General features: G+C 46.6%; 10 protein-coding genes. 6 read left to right on the forward strand and 4 right to left on the reverse strand.

Features of this window, described 5'->3' with window-relative positions; all coding sequences use genetic code 11:
- Nucleotides 1–286: 286 nt before the first annotated feature.
- Entirely contained in the window at nucleotides 287–1,141 is an 855-nt protein-coding gene (locus tag OXH00_05560) for a LamG domain-containing protein (GenBank protein ID MCY3740467.1), read from the forward strand.
- Nucleotides 1,142–1,243: 102 nt separating this feature from the next.
- Here OXH00_05560 and OXH00_05565 read toward each other — a convergent pair whose 3' ends face one another.
- Both OXH00_05565 and OXH00_05570 read right to left on the reverse strand, forming a co-directional pair.
- Nucleotides 1,244–2,125: a phytanoyl-CoA dioxygenase family protein gene (locus OXH00_05565; protein ID MCY3740468.1), complete on the reverse strand. Its 882-nt coding sequence runs from the start codon at nucleotides 2,123–2,125 to the stop codon at nucleotides 1,244–1,246.
- Between the two features lie 19 nt (nucleotides 2,126–2,144).
- The gene (locus OXH00_05570) at nucleotides 2,145–3,203 is read right to left on the reverse strand and encodes a Gfo/Idh/MocA family oxidoreductase (GenBank protein MCY3740469.1); all 1,059 of its coding nucleotides are present in this window, start codon (nucleotides 3,201–3,203) and stop codon (nucleotides 2,145–2,147) included.
- Between the two features lie 241 nt (nucleotides 3,204–3,444).
- Between OXH00_05570 and OXH00_05575 the strand changes: the two genes are divergently transcribed.
- Nucleotides 3,445–4,173, forward strand: a complete 729-nt coding sequence (locus OXH00_05575; protein MCY3740470.1) for a hypothetical protein — start codon at nucleotides 3,445–3,447, stop codon at nucleotides 4,171–4,173.
- 32 nt (nucleotides 4,174–4,205) lie between these two features.
- Here the strand turns inward: OXH00_05575 and OXH00_05580 are convergent, their stop codons facing one another.
- Together OXH00_05580 and OXH00_05585 are read right to left on the reverse strand one after the other, a co-directional pair.
- On the reverse strand, nucleotides 4,206–4,937 hold the full coding sequence (locus tag OXH00_05580) for a glucosamine-6-phosphate deaminase (GenBank protein MCY3740471.1): 732 nt from the start codon (nucleotides 4,935–4,937) through the stop codon (nucleotides 4,206–4,208).
- On the reverse strand, nucleotides 4,934–5,575 hold the full coding sequence (locus OXH00_05585; GenBank protein MCY3740472.1) for an MOSC domain-containing protein: 642 nt from the start codon (nucleotides 5,573–5,575) through the stop codon (nucleotides 4,934–4,936). The genes OXH00_05580 and OXH00_05585 overlap by 4 nt, the downstream gene beginning before the upstream one ends.
- A 187-nt stretch (nucleotides 5,576–5,762) precedes the next feature.
- Here OXH00_05585 and OXH00_05590 point away from each other — a divergent pair, with 187 nt between their 5' ends.
- The 4 genes from OXH00_05590 to OXH00_05605 all read left to right on the forward strand — a co-directional run bounded on the left by OXH00_05590 (nucleotide 5,763) and on the right by OXH00_05605 (nucleotide 17,292).
- Entirely contained in the window at nucleotides 5,763–8,687 is a 2,925-nt protein-coding gene (locus OXH00_05590) for a sigma-70 family RNA polymerase sigma factor (GenBank protein MCY3740473.1), read from the forward strand.
- 29 nt (nucleotides 8,688–8,716) lie between these two features.
- Nucleotides 8,717–10,495 carry a hypothetical protein gene (locus OXH00_05595; GenBank protein MCY3740474.1) on the forward strand — a complete coding sequence of 593 codons (1,779 nt, stop codon included), beginning with the start codon at nucleotides 8,717–8,719 and terminating at the stop codon, nucleotides 10,493–10,495.
- Nucleotides 10,496–11,014: 519 nt separating this feature from the next.
- Complete coding sequence (locus tag OXH00_05600) at nucleotides 11,015–13,915, forward strand: sigma-70 family RNA polymerase sigma factor (protein ID MCY3740475.1); 2,901 nt, start codon at nucleotides 11,015–11,017, stop codon at nucleotides 13,913–13,915.
- 374 nt (nucleotides 13,916–14,289) lie between these two features.
- A complete protein-coding gene (locus tag OXH00_05605; GenBank protein ID MCY3740476.1) occupies nucleotides 14,290–17,292 on the forward strand; it encodes a sigma-70 family RNA polymerase sigma factor in 3,003 nt (1,000 codons plus the stop codon).
- The last annotated feature ends 9 nt before the right edge of the window (nucleotides 17,293–17,301 follow it).

Genomic DNA, 17,301 nt, shown 5'->3' on the forward strand with positions numbered 1-17,301 from the left:
GTCAAGATTTTTTATCAGTATGTAACCCAAGTTGGCACCTAAAAGGTTATAGACAGCCTGAGTTATTAGGTATGCCCCATTTCGTGCAGTTGCCTCTAAAGAATGCCCTCTTTTGGGCAGGATTTCCCTACGTTTTGTAGCAAACTCCGCCAGTATGGTATTGCTCGGATTGGCACGGAACTTGCTAAATCTGCCAATGTGTAGATCGGTTTGCTGCCACCACAAAAATTATGTTATGGGTGGCAAGTTGGATTGTTTTAACACACTTTCAAAAGGAGCAATCACAATGAAAAGCGGAATCCATTTTATGACATTTACGATAATCATCAGTATTCTCTCACTCAATACGGCACAGGCATCTATTGTAACAGATGGGCTTGTCAGCTATTGGACCTTTGATCAAGTTCACATTATTAATAAAACAGCAAAAGATGTTTGGGGTGACAACAACAGCGCAATCAGAGGAAATCCTAAAATTGTTCCAGGTAAGATAGGAGAGGCACTTGCGTTCGATGGTGCCAGCGACCTTGTTAACCTAACCACGCTTGGAGATTCTGGTAGATGGATTGGTACATCTTCGTTTGAAGCCTGGATCAAAACCACTAACAAAAAGGATTGGATGACGCTTTTTAATACGCATGGTGATGAATGTCCTAATTGGGGAATAGAACTCAATGGCATTAATATAAGAAATAAATTTGAGATTAATGAGGGAACTCTTCATTACTACTTTAACTTTGAAGGATGGAGAGGATGTGTCGGTGATGGTAGTACAATGCGTGCGGATATTTTTGATGGAGAATGGCATCACATTGTTTATACAATTGACTATATGATACATGAAAGCGGCGGAAGCGGGAAAAGAATTATCTATATAGACGGTGTATCCGGTTCTACAAGCAATCATGGATTTGGGGAGAAGAGAGCACTTGCGCCATTTACAGCCCCTGTCCATCTCGGCGCGAGAAAGTTTCCGGGGAAAGCACATGGGCACTTCATGGGTATGATTGATGAAGTCCGTTTTTATGATCGGCCGCTCACAGCAGATGAAGTGATCCAGAATTTTCAATCAATCGAACCTTATAACGTCGCGCCTAAAGGAAAATTGTCAACCCTCTGGGCGACATTGAAGACAAAATGAGAGCGTTATCCACATTCAAATTGTGGTGATAGCGAGTTTCGGCGGAAAATATATAAAGCGTTTTCGCCCCAAAATTGGTAATAACACCTTTGGGCATTAGTTTTACACAAATAGACGATTCCAGTCGTGATGAGACTTGGCAATACTTTCAGGATTTGCCCGACTCCGAGCAACAAAACCCGGAACGGATGCACGACCCGTCGGTAAACCGATTTGACTATAACGTGTATCAACGCTCCAACGGACAGTGTCAGAACGGTTCGGAAGCCCACGATGAACAACCCGTTCACTCGTTAGTATGACATCACCTCCATCAAGTTCGGCAGTGACGATGTCGCCGGGCGGTAATTCCGCATCGCTGATGCCCTTGCCACCAGTATGCCCAGGCGTCGGATCTTGGTAGTTGTGTCCAATCAGATTAAAGCGGTGTGAACCTCGGATGACCTGCATGCACCCATTTTCTTCTGTCGCTTGAATAAGCGGAAGCCAGACATTCACAACCAATGTTTCACCGGCTTCTTCGGGTATGAGATACGCCAAATCTTGGTGCCAGGGGATGACGGTAATATCTTGATTGGGTAGTTTGGCGCGATAATTAAACTGTGGATGCGCCAAAATCTCATCACCGATGAGGGATCCAATAACATCAAGAAGGGCAGGCGCAGTTCGGAGGATGAACATCCCAGCAGTCCGAATCTTCTGGTCACGGAAAAAGTTGCTCCAAATCCAGTTCGGATCGGAACAGGCACTTGATACCATGCCCAGTCTCATTTCAAAAGGTGCGTCGTCATAAGTATTCGATGGGTCAAGGATTCCATGTTTGACTGCTGCCTGAGTGCCATCATCAACCCACTGCGCCAGTTCATCAATCAAAGGTTGAAGTGCCGCATTCGGCAGTACGTCCCGAACAAACAGAAAACCATCCTCGTGAAACTGATGCTTCTGCTGTGCCGTGAGTCCGACTTGATTGTGTTGTGTAGACATTGCTATTCTCCGGTTTGAATTATGAAATTGGCTGAATTGAAACGGCACTGCCACTCTCACTGGATTTCATCGCAGCATCAAGCATTTGCATTAACATCACCGCTTGCGAACCGGGATTGAGCGGTTCATCTTCTTCTCGAATCGCTCGGATGAATTCTTGTGCCTGAAGCGTTATATCATCTGCTTTCTGCGGTGATGGTTTCATGGGCTTGACCTTAACGCCATCCGGTGTTCCAACCAGCAGTTTCCCGTTTTCAAGACCTGCCTTCGTGCCGTAGAGGTGAAACTCTTGCGTCTCACTTTTGACGAGATCGCTCCCTTTCGCCGGCGCGTGCCGGTTTGTGGTATTCAGCGAAAATGCGACAGCGAAGTGTAAGGTACATCCATTTTCAAATCGCACAAATCCGCACGCAGCATCATCTGCGGTATAGGTTTGCTCAGGCGGTGCGAGATGCGCGAAGTTGCAATATAACCCAGCCATTGCCTCTGTCGGACGCGGACACCCCATCATAAACCAGACATTGTCAATGGCATGGATACCGAGATCAAGGAGTACACCGCCGCCTTTTTCCTTATCGTGCCGCCATCCGCGGGCGGAACACCACCGGGTCCGTATCCACCGCGTCTCGGCGTAGTACACATCACCGAGTTCACCGGCTTGCACCAGTCTACGTCCTTCCATCAACTGCGCTGTGAACCGAGATTGCCGAACAAACATATAGACCAAGCCTTTGCTTTCGGCAAGTTGTGTGACGGGTATCAACTCCGCCGCATCGTTTGAGGGCGGTTTTTCGCAGAGTACATGCATCCCGCGCTCCACTGCTTCCAATGAAACTGGCGCGTGCATCCACGTCGGCAGTCCAATGCAGACAGCGTCTAAATCACAGGCATCAAACATCTGTCGATAATCGTCAAAAAGGCGAACACCTTTAATGTCACCCAAGACACTTTTCCTGCGTGCTGGGTCTAAGTCTGCCAAAGCGACGAGTTGAACATTCGGTTCTCCATTGAGAATCACAGTTGTGCTACTGATTGTCCCTCCGACACCGATGATTCCGACCTTGACTGCATCTTTCATCTACACACCCCATTCTGTAAATCTTGTACAAACAACAAAAATTGAACGGTTCTAAAATTAAAATCGTTGACATTTTCGCTTCGTTCTTATAGAGTATAGGCAGACCTGGATTAGAATTAGAATGAGATCGAATTCCGATTCCCAATTACAATCGGATATTTGCCCACTACTGGTCCAATCCGAGGGCTGCTTTCAAGTTCCCACATTACCAAAACACATTCCAGAAGGAGGAAACTCTTTTATGTATCGTCACCTGTTCTTACCCATTCTGATGTTACTACTCTTAACAAGCACTGCTATAGCGAAAGGCGAAAAACTCGTTCTCGTTGGATCGGGTGCCCCGGATCCGAAGGACGATCTCCTCATAGAATACCTCGAAGAGTGGGGATACGTCGTCGAACCGCATGAGCACTTGGCGAAGCACCCCGTCAATCTCGCAGGTATAGATCTGGTCTTTATTTCAGAATCAACGTCGAGTGGCAACATTTTGGACGCTTATAAAGATTCAGCTGTTCCTGTTGTCAACGCCGAGACATGGACTTACGACGACATGGGGTTTGCCGCAGACGGCACATTTAACTCTGATGCAGGCGACAAACTGACCATCGTCGATACCGAGCATCCGATAACCGAAGGGTTTAAAGGCGACATCACAGTCAGCAAACCTGCGGCACAGTTGATGACGTGCAGTGGCTTTGAAGGCGATATTGACATCTTAGCCGTGCGCGCTGACAATGATGATTTAGTCGCCATTTCCGTTTATGAGAAAGGCGCGAAAACGATAAAAGGTACAACGAAAGCGATACACGTTAACATCTGGCCCCACTCCACCGCTTGGCAGCAGGTAACAGAGGAAGGTTGGGAACTCGTCCACCGCTCAATCCTCTATGCCTTGGGTCAGATTCCGTTTGATGTTGAACCACAAGAGAAACTCGCTGTCACTTGGGGACAGATTAAAACGGCACACTAAGTCAATGTTGCTCGCAAGGGCTAACCTTTCCCTTATAGCAGAGATGCTGACCCAGCATCCAAAAACACCGTGCAATCCGGATGCGTTTGCAAGATAGAGGCGGGGTGCATCGGCGTAATCTCACCATGTAAGCAGTTTCGCACTGCCTCCGCCTTTCGTTCATCTGGTACGGTACAAATAATCGTCTGTGCTTTCATAATCTGACAGATAGACATCGAGATCGCTTGGCTCGGCACTTCATCAAGTCCTGTGAACCAACCTTCACCTACCTGTTGAAGACGACACGCCTCATCTAATTCCACAAGGATGTATGGAGCCTCTGTCTCAAAATCTGCTGGCGGATCGTTGAAGGCGAGGTGTCCATTCTCACCGATGCCGACGAACGCTACATCAATCTGATGCTGCGAGATTATCTGATTGAGTCGATCGCATTCGGCTTGCGGTTCATCTGCTTCACCGTCCAGAAAATGCACCGTGCCGGGCTGAACAATATCCACAAGGCGTTCCCGCAGATACTTGCGAAAACTGGCAGGATGCGTCTCAGGGATACCGATATACTCATCGAGATGGAACATCGTCGTGTTGTCCCAGTCAATCGTCTCATCTGCAGTCAGTGCTGCGAGAAAGTCAAATTGTGACGCGCCCGTCGCGACGATGAAACTCGCTTGTCCATTAACGTTAAGTGCCTCTCGCAGTTTTCTGCTGGCGACGTGCGCTGCTGCTTCGCTGGTCTCTTGTTTGGTGGTTGCTTTAAAAATATTCATCCGTTCAAAATCTTCGTGAAATCCCGCTTCCAACTTGGTGAAAGCGCAGGTAGTTTTCTGGCGTGTGCGATTTTCTCATGATTGTCTCTATCAAAATAGCGGAGATTGACGATCTCCGTGACACTCATCGGTTCCGGTGCGATCTCACTACGTGCGATTGCATCGCCAGCAGTGATTTCGCCTTCTTCAAGCACTCGGAAATAGAAACCGACGCGCCGACTCTCTAAGAACTGTTTCGGAAATTCCGGCAGTCCCATTTTATATGCCAGTTTGAAGCAAGGTACGCGCGGTTGCGTAATCTGTAATTTCACTGTCGCGCCTATCTCGAAGATATCGCCGATATGAACTGCTTCCTCCAGCAGGCCTTCAACGGTGAGATTTTCGCCAAACTGTCCATAACGCAAGTCATCTCTTTGCAATTCCTGTTGCCAATAAGCATAATGCTCAAACGGATACCCGTAGATAGCTTTATAAGTGCCGCCATGTACCCGCAGATCGCCTTGCCCGTCGCCATCAATATTCTTTTCCCTGAGCATGACGGTGCCGGATACCGGTTCTTTGAAGATGCCGGTTCGGATCGTCTTGCCGCCGTATTGAATAGGCTTCGGTTTTGATACGTTTATAGATAGAAGTTTCATATATGCTATAATATAATGATTTATCTAAGTTATGTCAAGAGAAACATTTTGGGCTGATCATGCTTAAGTTAATAGATTTTTTTCCACTATGCAACCTTTCGCATTTTAAATCGCGTCATTAATAGTAACAGCGGTTCAATGACCGCGCATCAAAAACGCGCACCCATAGTTCAGGGAGGAGTACCTGATGAAAAACGAAGATGCACAACTCATTAATCGATTTTTGACAGGCGACGAACATGCTTTCACCATATTGGTAAAGAAGCACCAAAAGCGGGTTCATGCGCTCGCTTGGCGAAAGGTTGGCGATTTCCACACCGCAGAGGAATTGACACAGGATACATTCCTCAAGGTCTACCAAAAGCTCGGCACATTGAAGAACCCGAATCAATTTGCCGGATGGCTCTATGTTATCACCGATCGGATCTGCACTGCTTGGCACCGAAAACAGAAGCCACAAATGGAATCGTTAGAAAACACAAGCGAAGAAGAAATCGACGGATTATCCTACCGTTCCTACGAAGATGAACAACGCGAGAATGCCTCTGTTGAATATCGCCGCGGATACATCAAAAACCTCCTTGAAAAACTACCAGAAAGCGAACGTACGGTTGTGACACTTCACTACCTTGGAGAAATGACGTGCAAAGCGATTGGTGAGTTCTTAGGTGTATCGCCAAATACCGTTAAGAGTCGTCTCCAACGCGCCCGTAACCGTTTAAAGGAGCAGGAAAACATGGTTCAGGAAACACTCGGCAGTGTACAATTACCTGCCAACTTCACAGAAAACATTCTGAGACAAATTGCCGACATAAAACCAGTAGCACCTACAAGCAGTAAACCGTTAGTGCCGTGGGCAGTCTCTGCTGCAACAGCGATTTTTATTTTTCTACTAATAGGCGTAGGTTCCGAATACCTTGCCCGTTTCCAGACCCCTTACAACGTAAATGCCCAATCCGAAACTACTATTGAAATCATTGACGCACCGATTGTGCTTGATACGCAGGCAAAACCTGATTTACGAAACCAAGCCGGTCGTTTTGAAACTGACAGTAAACGCAGTGGCATCGGACCGCAAGCCTCCGAACCTTTTGTACTGGCTGCGGCTACGGAGGTAGCGGATGAAAAAAGCACGTCAACAGAACAGCATTGGATGCAAGCGAGCGGTCCAGAAGGCGTTTCCATCTTAGGCATCCTTGCGAGTGCCAAAGGCGATGTCTACGCCGCCTCACCCATCGGTATCTACAGACTGACACCAGACAAGGAAACGTGGACACTCGTCAATGCAAGTGTAACGAATGGACAACTCTATCCAATGCCGATGGCAGAACAAGATGATAGACTTTACACTGTCTCTGTTAAAGAGCTGCTATCTTCCACCGATCGCGGCAAGACGTGGCATCCTCTTGGTAGTCGTCCAGCAGGCAAAGCAAAAGGGTTGATCATAACGGACGAAGCGTTCTACCTGGTCACTGACAAAAAAGGTGTTTTTCGATCTACGGATGCCGGTAAACAGTGGACAGCCTTCAACGACGGCTTTAAGTTTGACGCAGAAGCATCAGCCCCCAAAATTACCACGGCTACATCTATTGGCAATACCGTGTTTGTGCTTACGGACTTAGAACTCTACCGGCTTCATTCGGACAGATGGGAAAAATTGCCGATAGAGCCTCCGAATACCTCCGATTCCTTTGACTCTTTGGCAGTCTCTGGGAACACCCTCTATGTGGCAGCGTGCCACGATTATTCACGGATGAAGATAAAGCCATCCGAGCTCACGATAGATGATGCCGAAGTCAAGGCGCACTTAGCATCACTCACAAGCGGCAAAACCCGTTGGACGCTTTTCCGTTCAACCGACCTGGGCAATTCATGGGTTGAGATCACACCCAAAAACGCACCTTTCGCTATGCGGCAAGCGATAGACATCAAACTCATCGCTGCGGATGAGACGCTTTTAGTAGCCGGTGGTCGCCATGGAATGCGTTCAAGGGATGATGGACAAACATGGACGGCCCTCGGAGAAATTCCGTATACCCCCAGTTACACCCCGGCTGCAGGAATCAACGACAATACCTTTTATGCAGGTAAATATGAAGTCTATCGGACGACCGATGGCGGCGAATCATGGCACCCGTTTATGCAGGGAATGATAGGCACCGGCATGCGGAATTTAGTCGCGTTCAAAAACGCGCTCTACGTCCACAACGACTGGAAAATTGTCAAATCAAGTGACAGCGGCGAGACGTGGACTTCTGTTAACTTCAGGGCCGGTTGGAATTCGCCTCGCGATCCTGATTTTCCTAATCAGAGATTAGTTGTCGCTGACGATGTCCCTTACCGGGTTTTCCTTGAGAAAGGCAAAAGAGACATTTTCGGTGCACCTACAAGAAAAAGCAAGTTGCGCATTTTCCAGTTGTCTGCTGATGGTAATACGCTCAGCCCCGTTCGCGGACTTCCCTCCTTTGAATATGATGACAGACTTGACTCAAAGGATCTATTAGCAGGTGAGGTGACACTCGGCGAGCTTGCAGTTAGCGATAAGACGTTCTATATTGAGTATAGGCGAGAACTTTTCAAATGTAAACCTGGCACATGGAAATGGGTCAGTACAGGCCTCACAGATGCTGGAAAACAACCTTGCAACAGTCGTAAAGGATTTCAGTTGGCTGTTTCGGGAAAAACTATCTACGTCGGTATGCGAGACGGTAAACTCTTTCAATCGTTCGATGAGGGCACCAATTGGAAAGACCTTACGCCAAACCTGCCGCTTCAATTTAAACGTTTCAAAGAGATTACTTTCGTAGGGTCAACGGTTTACGTTTCAACGAACAAAGGGGTCTTAACTTCACAAAACGGAGAACACTGGCGTGTGCTTACTGACACTGAAGGCGAGCGTCTTATTGTTGCGAGTCTTGCTGTTGATGACACTACGGTTTACGGGGTGTGCAACGCTGGTGCCTATCGTTTGGATAATCGTGGTAACTGGAAGAAGGTCTCCCCAGAAGTTCCTGATGGCATTCGAGAACTTGTTTTCGCAAATAACAAACTTTATATTATTACCAACCAGCGCGGAATGTTTCACGTTTCGCTTGGAAACGAAAAAGGTTAATGCGACGCGGCATTATCTTGAGGAGAAAAATGAAAAAGAAATTTTTACGGTTATCCTTCATTATAGTGTTAACATGTCTGACAGTATGCTTTAGGAACGCAGCGTCCGATCAAGCAGCAGGAACGCCTTCACCTACTGTTTCAAGCGACAGTGTGTTACATCTAATTCCAGAAAAAACCTTGGGCATTATCTATTGTCCCAACGCGATTGAATTGAACAACAAAATTAACACACTGTTCACAGACCTGTCACCGCAATCAGGATCACCCGAAATTCTCGCCCAAATGTTAGCGAGTGCCCTCGGTGCTAATTTTGAGAGTTTAGCCGACTTTGAAGCCATCGGATTGGATTTGAACCGAGATTTCGCAATCTTCCTTACCCGTTTGAAACCGCTGCAGCTTTCCGCAGCTATTCATTTAAAGGACACCGAAACGGTTAAACAGGTGATTGAAACGGAAACCGGTGGAAGCGCACCAACAGTATATAAAAACGCTGCCTATTGGAGCGAAAACGGCGATGGCAACAGTTTTGCTATTTTAGACGACATTCTCGTCTTCTCACAGCAGCGCGCGGTCTGTGAAAATGTTATTGATACCCATAATGGAACGATACAAGCTATCACAGAGAACCGAGGCTATCAATCTTTCTTTACTGATATGTTTGAAGGTACGGATCAGTTAGGTGTCTGTTTCGACCTCAAAGGCGTTATCGCTTTGCTCGATAGTTCACTTGAAGAAGAATGGAAATCAATGATAGAGAACCTTGATAATTCTCCTGTATCCTTGGCAATAACACCGTCCCTGAAAAATATATCGGAAGAACAGATAGTGTTCATCAAGCAGCTGCAGTCTTTAAGTACAAGGTTACAAATAGCGGGAACCGATGTGCAAATCACGCCATCTCTCGAATTTCAAAAGGATAGTGAATTCGTGAACGCTGTCGAAGAGGTAGCTGACGCATTAACAGACCTCGGTGAACTTCCAAACCGTGCCGCTATGAATGCTGCCTTTCAAGGGAGTTCAAAATTGCAAACTGAGATTAGCACATCTTGGTTAGATTTTACGCCAAAACGCATTCGAGATAAACAAGAAAAGCGAGATCGACTCCTCGAACAGGTGAAGGATTTTTATGAATCTCTGGCGGACCGATGGAGTGTCTCTGCCAGCTTTGGGGATGGCACTTTAACTAATTTTCTGTTTATCTATGACCTGAAAGATGAACAGCACGCAAAAACCTATATGGACGAGGTGTTTCTGGAAAAACTCAATTACAAAGATGCTTACGCAGGTCCATCTACAATGCACAACGGGGTTGAGATTAAAAGTTACATTTTTCCGAATCCGAATGAGGTTTTTGGCGTAACACCGTCCGATCCGTTTGACCAGATGCCACCAGAATGGCACTGGTATTACGCGTTTAACGAAGGGCAGCTCCTTTTCGCAACAGGGACCACGCCGCAATTGATCCAAGCCTCGCTTGATAGGCGCACCGGAAATGATGAGAAATTCTCCGAACATCCGAGTTATCAAAAACTCACGGGTAGATTAGGTACTGACAATAACGTTCTTCTGGCATTTTCTCCAATTACCGCGTTTAAAAGTATCCTGCCAGTGGCAGAGCGGATAGCAGATCCAAATAGTGCAGCTATGATACAAATGGTTTCTGGTGCGTTCATGAGCTTACCAGAGAACTATAGCATCGGTTTCTCTGCCAAAGCGCGGGACAACAGCATTGATGCAAAATTGCTTCTCACCCTTGGTGATTTCAAGCCACTCTTTCAAGCGTTTGGAATGATGTTTGGCATGTAGCCGATGCCGTAGATCGTTTTTTATAGTGAAACCTAAAAATAAAGAAACACTTTCCTCCCCCCGGTAGGTTCGGTTTCCTAACCGAACCGGTGTAGAGTGTCCTATTAATTCTAAACTTTACTATAACGTATCCACAAGTATTTTGTGGATACGTTTTTTTTTTTGCACCGCAAACTGATTACTGTGAAGTTGCGTCCTATACTGCCACAGGAAACCAAATGAAGATTAAGAATTTAATCGGGTAATGCTAAGACGTGTGATAACAAGTGAACCAGTTCGTAGTAGTGCGATTCTGCGGCGTACACGCCCAAATGCGAAGTGCATTATCGCACGTCGCGTAGGGACAATTACCCAATTTATTTGTTAAACCTCATACGGTTTCCTATGCTACAAGGTTAAAAGTTAATTTTTTTCGGTATTATGCAACCGTTCGGGTATATAATTGTGTCTTTAACTTTAAAGAGCAAAATGATATTATAAGTTCATATTGGTGATGGACAGAAATTACGGAGAATTCCAATGGTCAACGATAATGTTGAATTGATTCACAGGATTTTGTCAGGTGAAGACGAGGCATTCAGCGTCTTAGTCCGAAAGTATCAAAGGCGTGTTCATGCCCTGATATGGCGGAAGATAGGGGATTTTCACATTGCCGAAGAAATTACGCAAGATGCTTTCCTCAAAGTCTATAAAAAGCTTCCAACACTCAAGAATCCCAACCTATTTGATGGGTGGCTTTATGTGATCGCGAATCGCCTTTGTCTTAATTGGATCCAAAGAAACAAACCGGCAATCCGTCAACAATCAATAGAAACTACGCCAATAGAAGAAATCGAAAAATCGTTTTATGCTAATTATGAATCCGAGCACCGTGAAACCGAGGCGGCTGAACATCACCGTGAAATTGTCAAAAACCTCCTTGAAAAACTGCCGGAGAGTGAACGCACGGTTATGACCCTTCACTATCTCGGCGAAATGTCATGCAAGGCGATTGGCGAATTCTTGGGTGTATCCCCGAATACAGTTAAGAGCCGCCTGCAACGCGCCCGGAACCGTTTAAAGGAGCAAGAAGATATGATTCGCGAAACCCTCGGCAGCATCCAACTCCCTGCCAACTTTACTGAGAATATCATACGGCAAGTTGCTGAGATCAAACCGATTGTACCGACAAGTAGCAAACCTATCGCGCCGTGGGCAGTTTCTGCCGCAACAGCGATCCTTATGTTCCTAATAATGGGTATCGGTTCTGAACACCTTGCCCGCTTTCAGAAGCCATATAATTTGATGGCACAATCGGAAGCCACCGTTGAAATCATTGATGCGCCGATTGTCCTTGACACACAAGCGAAACCGGATTTACGAAACCAAGCCGGACGTTTTGATGCGATTGGTAAAAACACTGGTGCCGGTCCGCAAGTTTCAGCACCTGTTCTGCTTGCCGCTGCAGAGATAGAAAAGGAGGCGCGCCCGCCAACAAAACAACAATGGGTCCAAGCGAGTGGACCAGAAGAAGGGCGTGGAGTATCAGGTTTATTGGCAAGTTCTTGGGGCGATGTCTATACGGTTACAAAGATTGGTATCTACAAATTAGCACCAGACGCATCTGCATGGACTCTCATTAGTCCACTTCCGCCAGAAGCATCTGTAGACGATCACGGAATACAGATGACAGAACGAAACAATACCCTTTATATCCTCTTTACCAATAGCGTGTTCGCTTCAAAAGATAGAGGTGAGACATGGATAAAACTTGGCGAGCGTCCAAAGGGAGTCGGTGTCGGTCTCGTGGTAACGGATGATGCATTATACCTCGCGCTTCGAGACGAAGGTATTTTCCGGTCTACAGATACTGGTAAGCAGTGGACACCACTTAACAATGAAATAGAAGACATCCGTATTAGTGCAATAGCTGCTGTTGAAAATACAGTGTTTATCGGGACAAACCGAGGTCTCTATCGCTTGCATTCAGAGACGTGGGTAAAATTGCCGATTACCACAAAAATGATTCACTCTTTGTTCGTCTCCGGAAATAATCTCTATGTCGGGACAGGACGCGACCTTTCTCAAGCAGAAGCCCCGGAAGGAATGCAGGCACACCTCGATGAGGTTATGCGCAATATGAATTCCGATGTACGGACATGGGAGGTTTTCTATTCAACCGATTTGGGTGATTCGTGGACCGACATAACGCCAACAAGCAAATCACTAATGATGAAAATCTCGTCGGGTGTTAAAGTCTTGGCAGTCGAACAGAGTGTTCTGATATTAGGAATGGTAAGTTTCCACTCAACCGACGGTGGAAAAACGTGGACAGAATTAGGTCAGGATTCAATGACGATGCTTAGTTGGATTCCGGCAGTAGCAGTGGATGAAAAAACCTTCTTCAAGGTCGAAATTCCTGGGTTGACACGCTCAACCGATGGCGGAAAATCGTGGCATTCATTTACGAATGGGATAATCGGCACTTCAATACGCAACTTAGTAGGGCTCAAAAATGAATTTTACACAAGTACCTCCAAAGGTCTGACAAAATCCACTGATGGCGGTGAGTCTTGGAAAAATGTTGACGTGAATCCCGGCGAACTCACACTGAAACCACCTGAGAGACCCTACAGTCTAATTTCCCCCAAATTAGCAATCGCTGACGGTATACTTTATGGCGCCGCATCAACTTTAGTCCCCGAGCATAAATTGCACATTTACCGTCTCTCGGTGAATCGAAACGTGTTAGTCCCTCTCCAAGGGGTACCCGCTCTTGAAGACGCGCCTTCCACCATAGATATGGTGAATTGGGCAGATAAAACGACCCTACGCGAAACATACCCGAGCGCGTTTGCAGTTAGTGGTGAGACATTCTACGCGGAATACATGCGCCAGCTGCTTCGATGGAAACGCGGTGAGTCGGAATGGTTTAACACCGGACTGGTAGATGAAGATAAAAGCAGAGACGAAAATGATGGCTTTATGAAGAATCTGAGACTTGCTGTTTCTGATGAAACCGTCTACGCTGGAAAACGCGACGGAAGTCTCTTTCAATCGTTCGATAGTGGCAACACATGGAAAGATTTGACTTCAAGTCTACCCTTACGTTTTGAGCGTTTCAATGATATAACCTTTGCGGGTTCAACTGTGTATGTTGCTACCGACGCGGGGGTCTTGGTTTCAGAAAACGGTGAGCATTGGCGCGCAATCACCGATAAGGTAGGAACGCACACGCTCATTGATCAAATCGCGGTGGATACCACAACAGTTTACGGTGCTGGTGACGAGGGTGTCTATAAATTGAATCATCGCGACGAATGGGAAAAGATCTCGCCAGAAGTGCCAGATAGTGTTACCTCTCTCGTGATTAATAACGATAGACTTTATATCATTACTGAACATCAAGGGATGTTCCACATCTCTCTTGAGAAAGAATAGTAGGTAACCAGACGAGGGAAACAACATCCTTTCATTCGCGCGATTGTAGTGGTCTTCGGAGCGGGTGCGCTGATGTTAACCTTCTGTGTTACGCAGCAAACGATCCTTGAAAAGTAGACCAGAACAACAAGTAAAAAATAAAACGCTGCGCTACAATTACAGCCAAGCCATTGTGGGAATTGAAGTTTCCTCATAGGTTTGGCTGTTTGCATTTTATTTTTTAGAATCCTTTTAGGGTGTGTTATGATATAAAACTGTCTAACGCACACAGACCATTATGGTGTAAGTTTTGATTATCTTCCAATTTTTTTTCCGAACTATGCACCCATTTCGCATCTAACAAGCATCATTATAAATCAATCGGAGGTGATCCCATGAAAAACAGTGATGTTGAACTCATACACCGCATTCTTGATGGCGATGATAGTGCCTTCAGTGAACTCGTGAAAAAATACCAAAAGCCGGTTCACGCGCTTGTGTGGCGGAAAATCGGGGACTTCCATATCGCCGAGGAGATTACACAGGATACATTCCTGAAAGCGTATCAGAGACTCGCGACGTTGAAACAACCGCAGCGGTTCACGGGTTGGCTTTATGTCATAGCGGCTAATAACTGTAAGATGTGGATGCGTAAAAAGCGTTTGCAGACGCAGTCCCTTGAGGAAACAGATAGTGCAGCGTTAGAAAAAGCGACGTATTCTGGATACGTCGTTGAAGAAAACGAGCGGACAATTGGAGAAGCCAAACGCGAAGTCGTGAAACAACTGCTTGCAACTCTCCAAGAGAGCGATCGGACGGTCATCACACTGCATTACTTCAGCGAGATGTCGGCTGCAGAGATTGGCGCGTTTCTGGGGGTGTCTGTGAATACGATTAAGAGTCGGCTCCGCCGGGCACAGCAACGCTTGAAGCAAGAGGAACCGATAGTAAGAGAGGCTTTGGAGCATTTTCAAATCACGCCGCATCTGACGGAGAACATTATGCGCGAGATTTCGAGTATGAAACCCATTGCCCCATCTGGTAGTAAACCGTTAGTACCGGTGGCACTTTCTGCCGCAACAGCGATTCTTATTTTTCTCATAATGGGGGTCGGATCCCAATATCTCGTGCGCTTCCAGAGACCGTACAACATAGACGCAGTCTCTGAAACTACCATTGAAATCATTGACGCACCGATCGTGCTTGACACACAGGCAAAACCGGCTTTACGGAACCAAGCGGGACGTTTTGAGACCACGGGTAAGAGCAGTGCCTCCGGTCCACAACTTTCAAAACCTGTTACACTCGGTGCAGCGCAGATAGAAAAGGAGCCGCGCCCGTCAACACAGCAGCAGTGGGTCCAAGCAAGCGGTCCACAAGAAGCCGGGATGATATCAGGTTTATTTTTTAGCTCCAGAGGAGATACGTACGCGGCTTCGGCAGTTGGCATCTATAGATTGTCCCCTAACGCATCTGCGTGGACACTGATCAACACCTCCGTGGCATCTAAGGGTCTCACACTGATGGCAGAGCGAGATGAGACGCTTTATCTCGTCTCCGGTCGTGAAGTATACACGTCAACAGACAGAGGCGAGAACTGGCAGTCGCTTGGTGAGCGTCCAAAAGGAGAAGTCATCGGATTGGTGATAACGGACAATGGATTATACCTTGCGCTTGCCAAACAGATTTTCCGATCTACGGATGCTGGTAAGCAGTGGGTTCTATTGGACAATGAAGATACAGACAGAATCAATTTTGCAATCGCTGCTATTGAAAATACAGTGTTCATTGGCACAAACCGAGGTCTCTATCGCTTGTATTCAGACACATTGAAAAAATTACCGGTGGATACTACCAAAGCCATTCTGTCTTTGGCTGTCTCTGAAAGAAATCTCTATGTAGGGACGGGCCCCAATTTCTCCGACCCAGAACTAAGGGCAACGTATATGGCGCAACTTGCATCAAACGACACTTCAAGTTCATGGGAAATTTTTCACTCCACCGATTTAGGAGATTCATGGACTGAGATAACCCCTACAAGCGAGTCACTTCCGATGAAAATCTCGCCGGGCGTTAAAGTCTTGGTAGCCGATGAGACACTCTTAGCGTTAGGATTTATGGTCAGCTTCCGCTCAACGGATGCTGGGAAAACATGGACAGACCTCAGCTTCGATTTTGATAAAGATACATTTGACATGAACGCCTTTATGAATTCAGTGATGATGAGCATGTCCCCTGCTGTAACAGTGGACGAAAGGACCTTCATCAAAGCAAGCGTTTTTGGGCTTACACGTTCAACCGATGGTGGCAAATCATGGCTTCCATTTATGAAGGGGATAGTCGGGACTCACATATTCAACTTAGTCGCATTCAAAAACGCGATCTACACGAGTACTATGACAGGGGTCTCCAAATCCATCGACGGTGGAAATTCTTGGCAAACACTGTCCCTCAATGCTGGTGAACTCACTCTGAAACCGGCAGAAGACGAGGCTCCGCCTAATCTGTTAATCGCTCCTAAATTATTAATTTCTAATGGTGTGCTTTACGGCATTACACCAGATTTAGGTGAAAAAGACAAGTGGCGTATTCTCCGTCTTTCTGCGGGTGGTAATGTGCTGGTACCAATTCAAGGTGTCCCCGCTTTTCCCGAAGGTATCGCTATAGAGACACAGGAGAATGAATCGCGGATAGCATCGAAGCAAGCTATAACGGATGACTCCGCTAAGGATCGTGAGAAACCTGATGATTCGATAGATATAGCGCAGCAGACAGATGTTGAAAATCCATCTGATCCATATCCTGATGGGTTCGCAGTCAGTGGCGATACATTTTATGTGGAATACAAGCAGCGGCTTTTCCGGTGGACACGCGGCGCTCCTAAATGGACAGATACAGGGTTAAGAGATGTCACTCAACCGCTTGATAACCCGTTTGACAGTGGGTTCAAAATAGCTGTTTCAGAGGAAATCGTCTATGTCGGTAAACGAGATGGCCATCTCTTGCGCTCCCCTGATGGTGGGAACACATGGAAAGACTTAACGCCAAATCTGCCATTCCGTTTTGATCGGTTCAACCAGATTGTCATTGCAGATTCAACGGTATACATCGCAACAGACGCAGGCGTTCTAACATCAGCAGACGGCGAACACTGGCGCGCAATTACGGATAAAGAAGGTGCACACGGCATTATAGCCCGAATTGCTGTGGCAGACGCGGCGATTTACGGTGCTGGCGATACTGGCGTCTACAAATTGAACAACCGAAGCAGATGGGAACAGATCCTACCAGAGGTTCCAGATCGTGTCATCTCCTTCGTTATCAACAACGACCAACTTTATATTGCTACCGAACAGCGCGGGATGTTCCACATCTCGCTTGAAAACGAAAACAATTGATGTTTCATA

This window comes from Candidatus Poribacteria bacterium (assembly GCA_026706025.1).
Classification (GTDB): domain Bacteria; phylum Poribacteria; class WGA-4E; order WGA-4E; family WGA-3G; genus WGA-3G.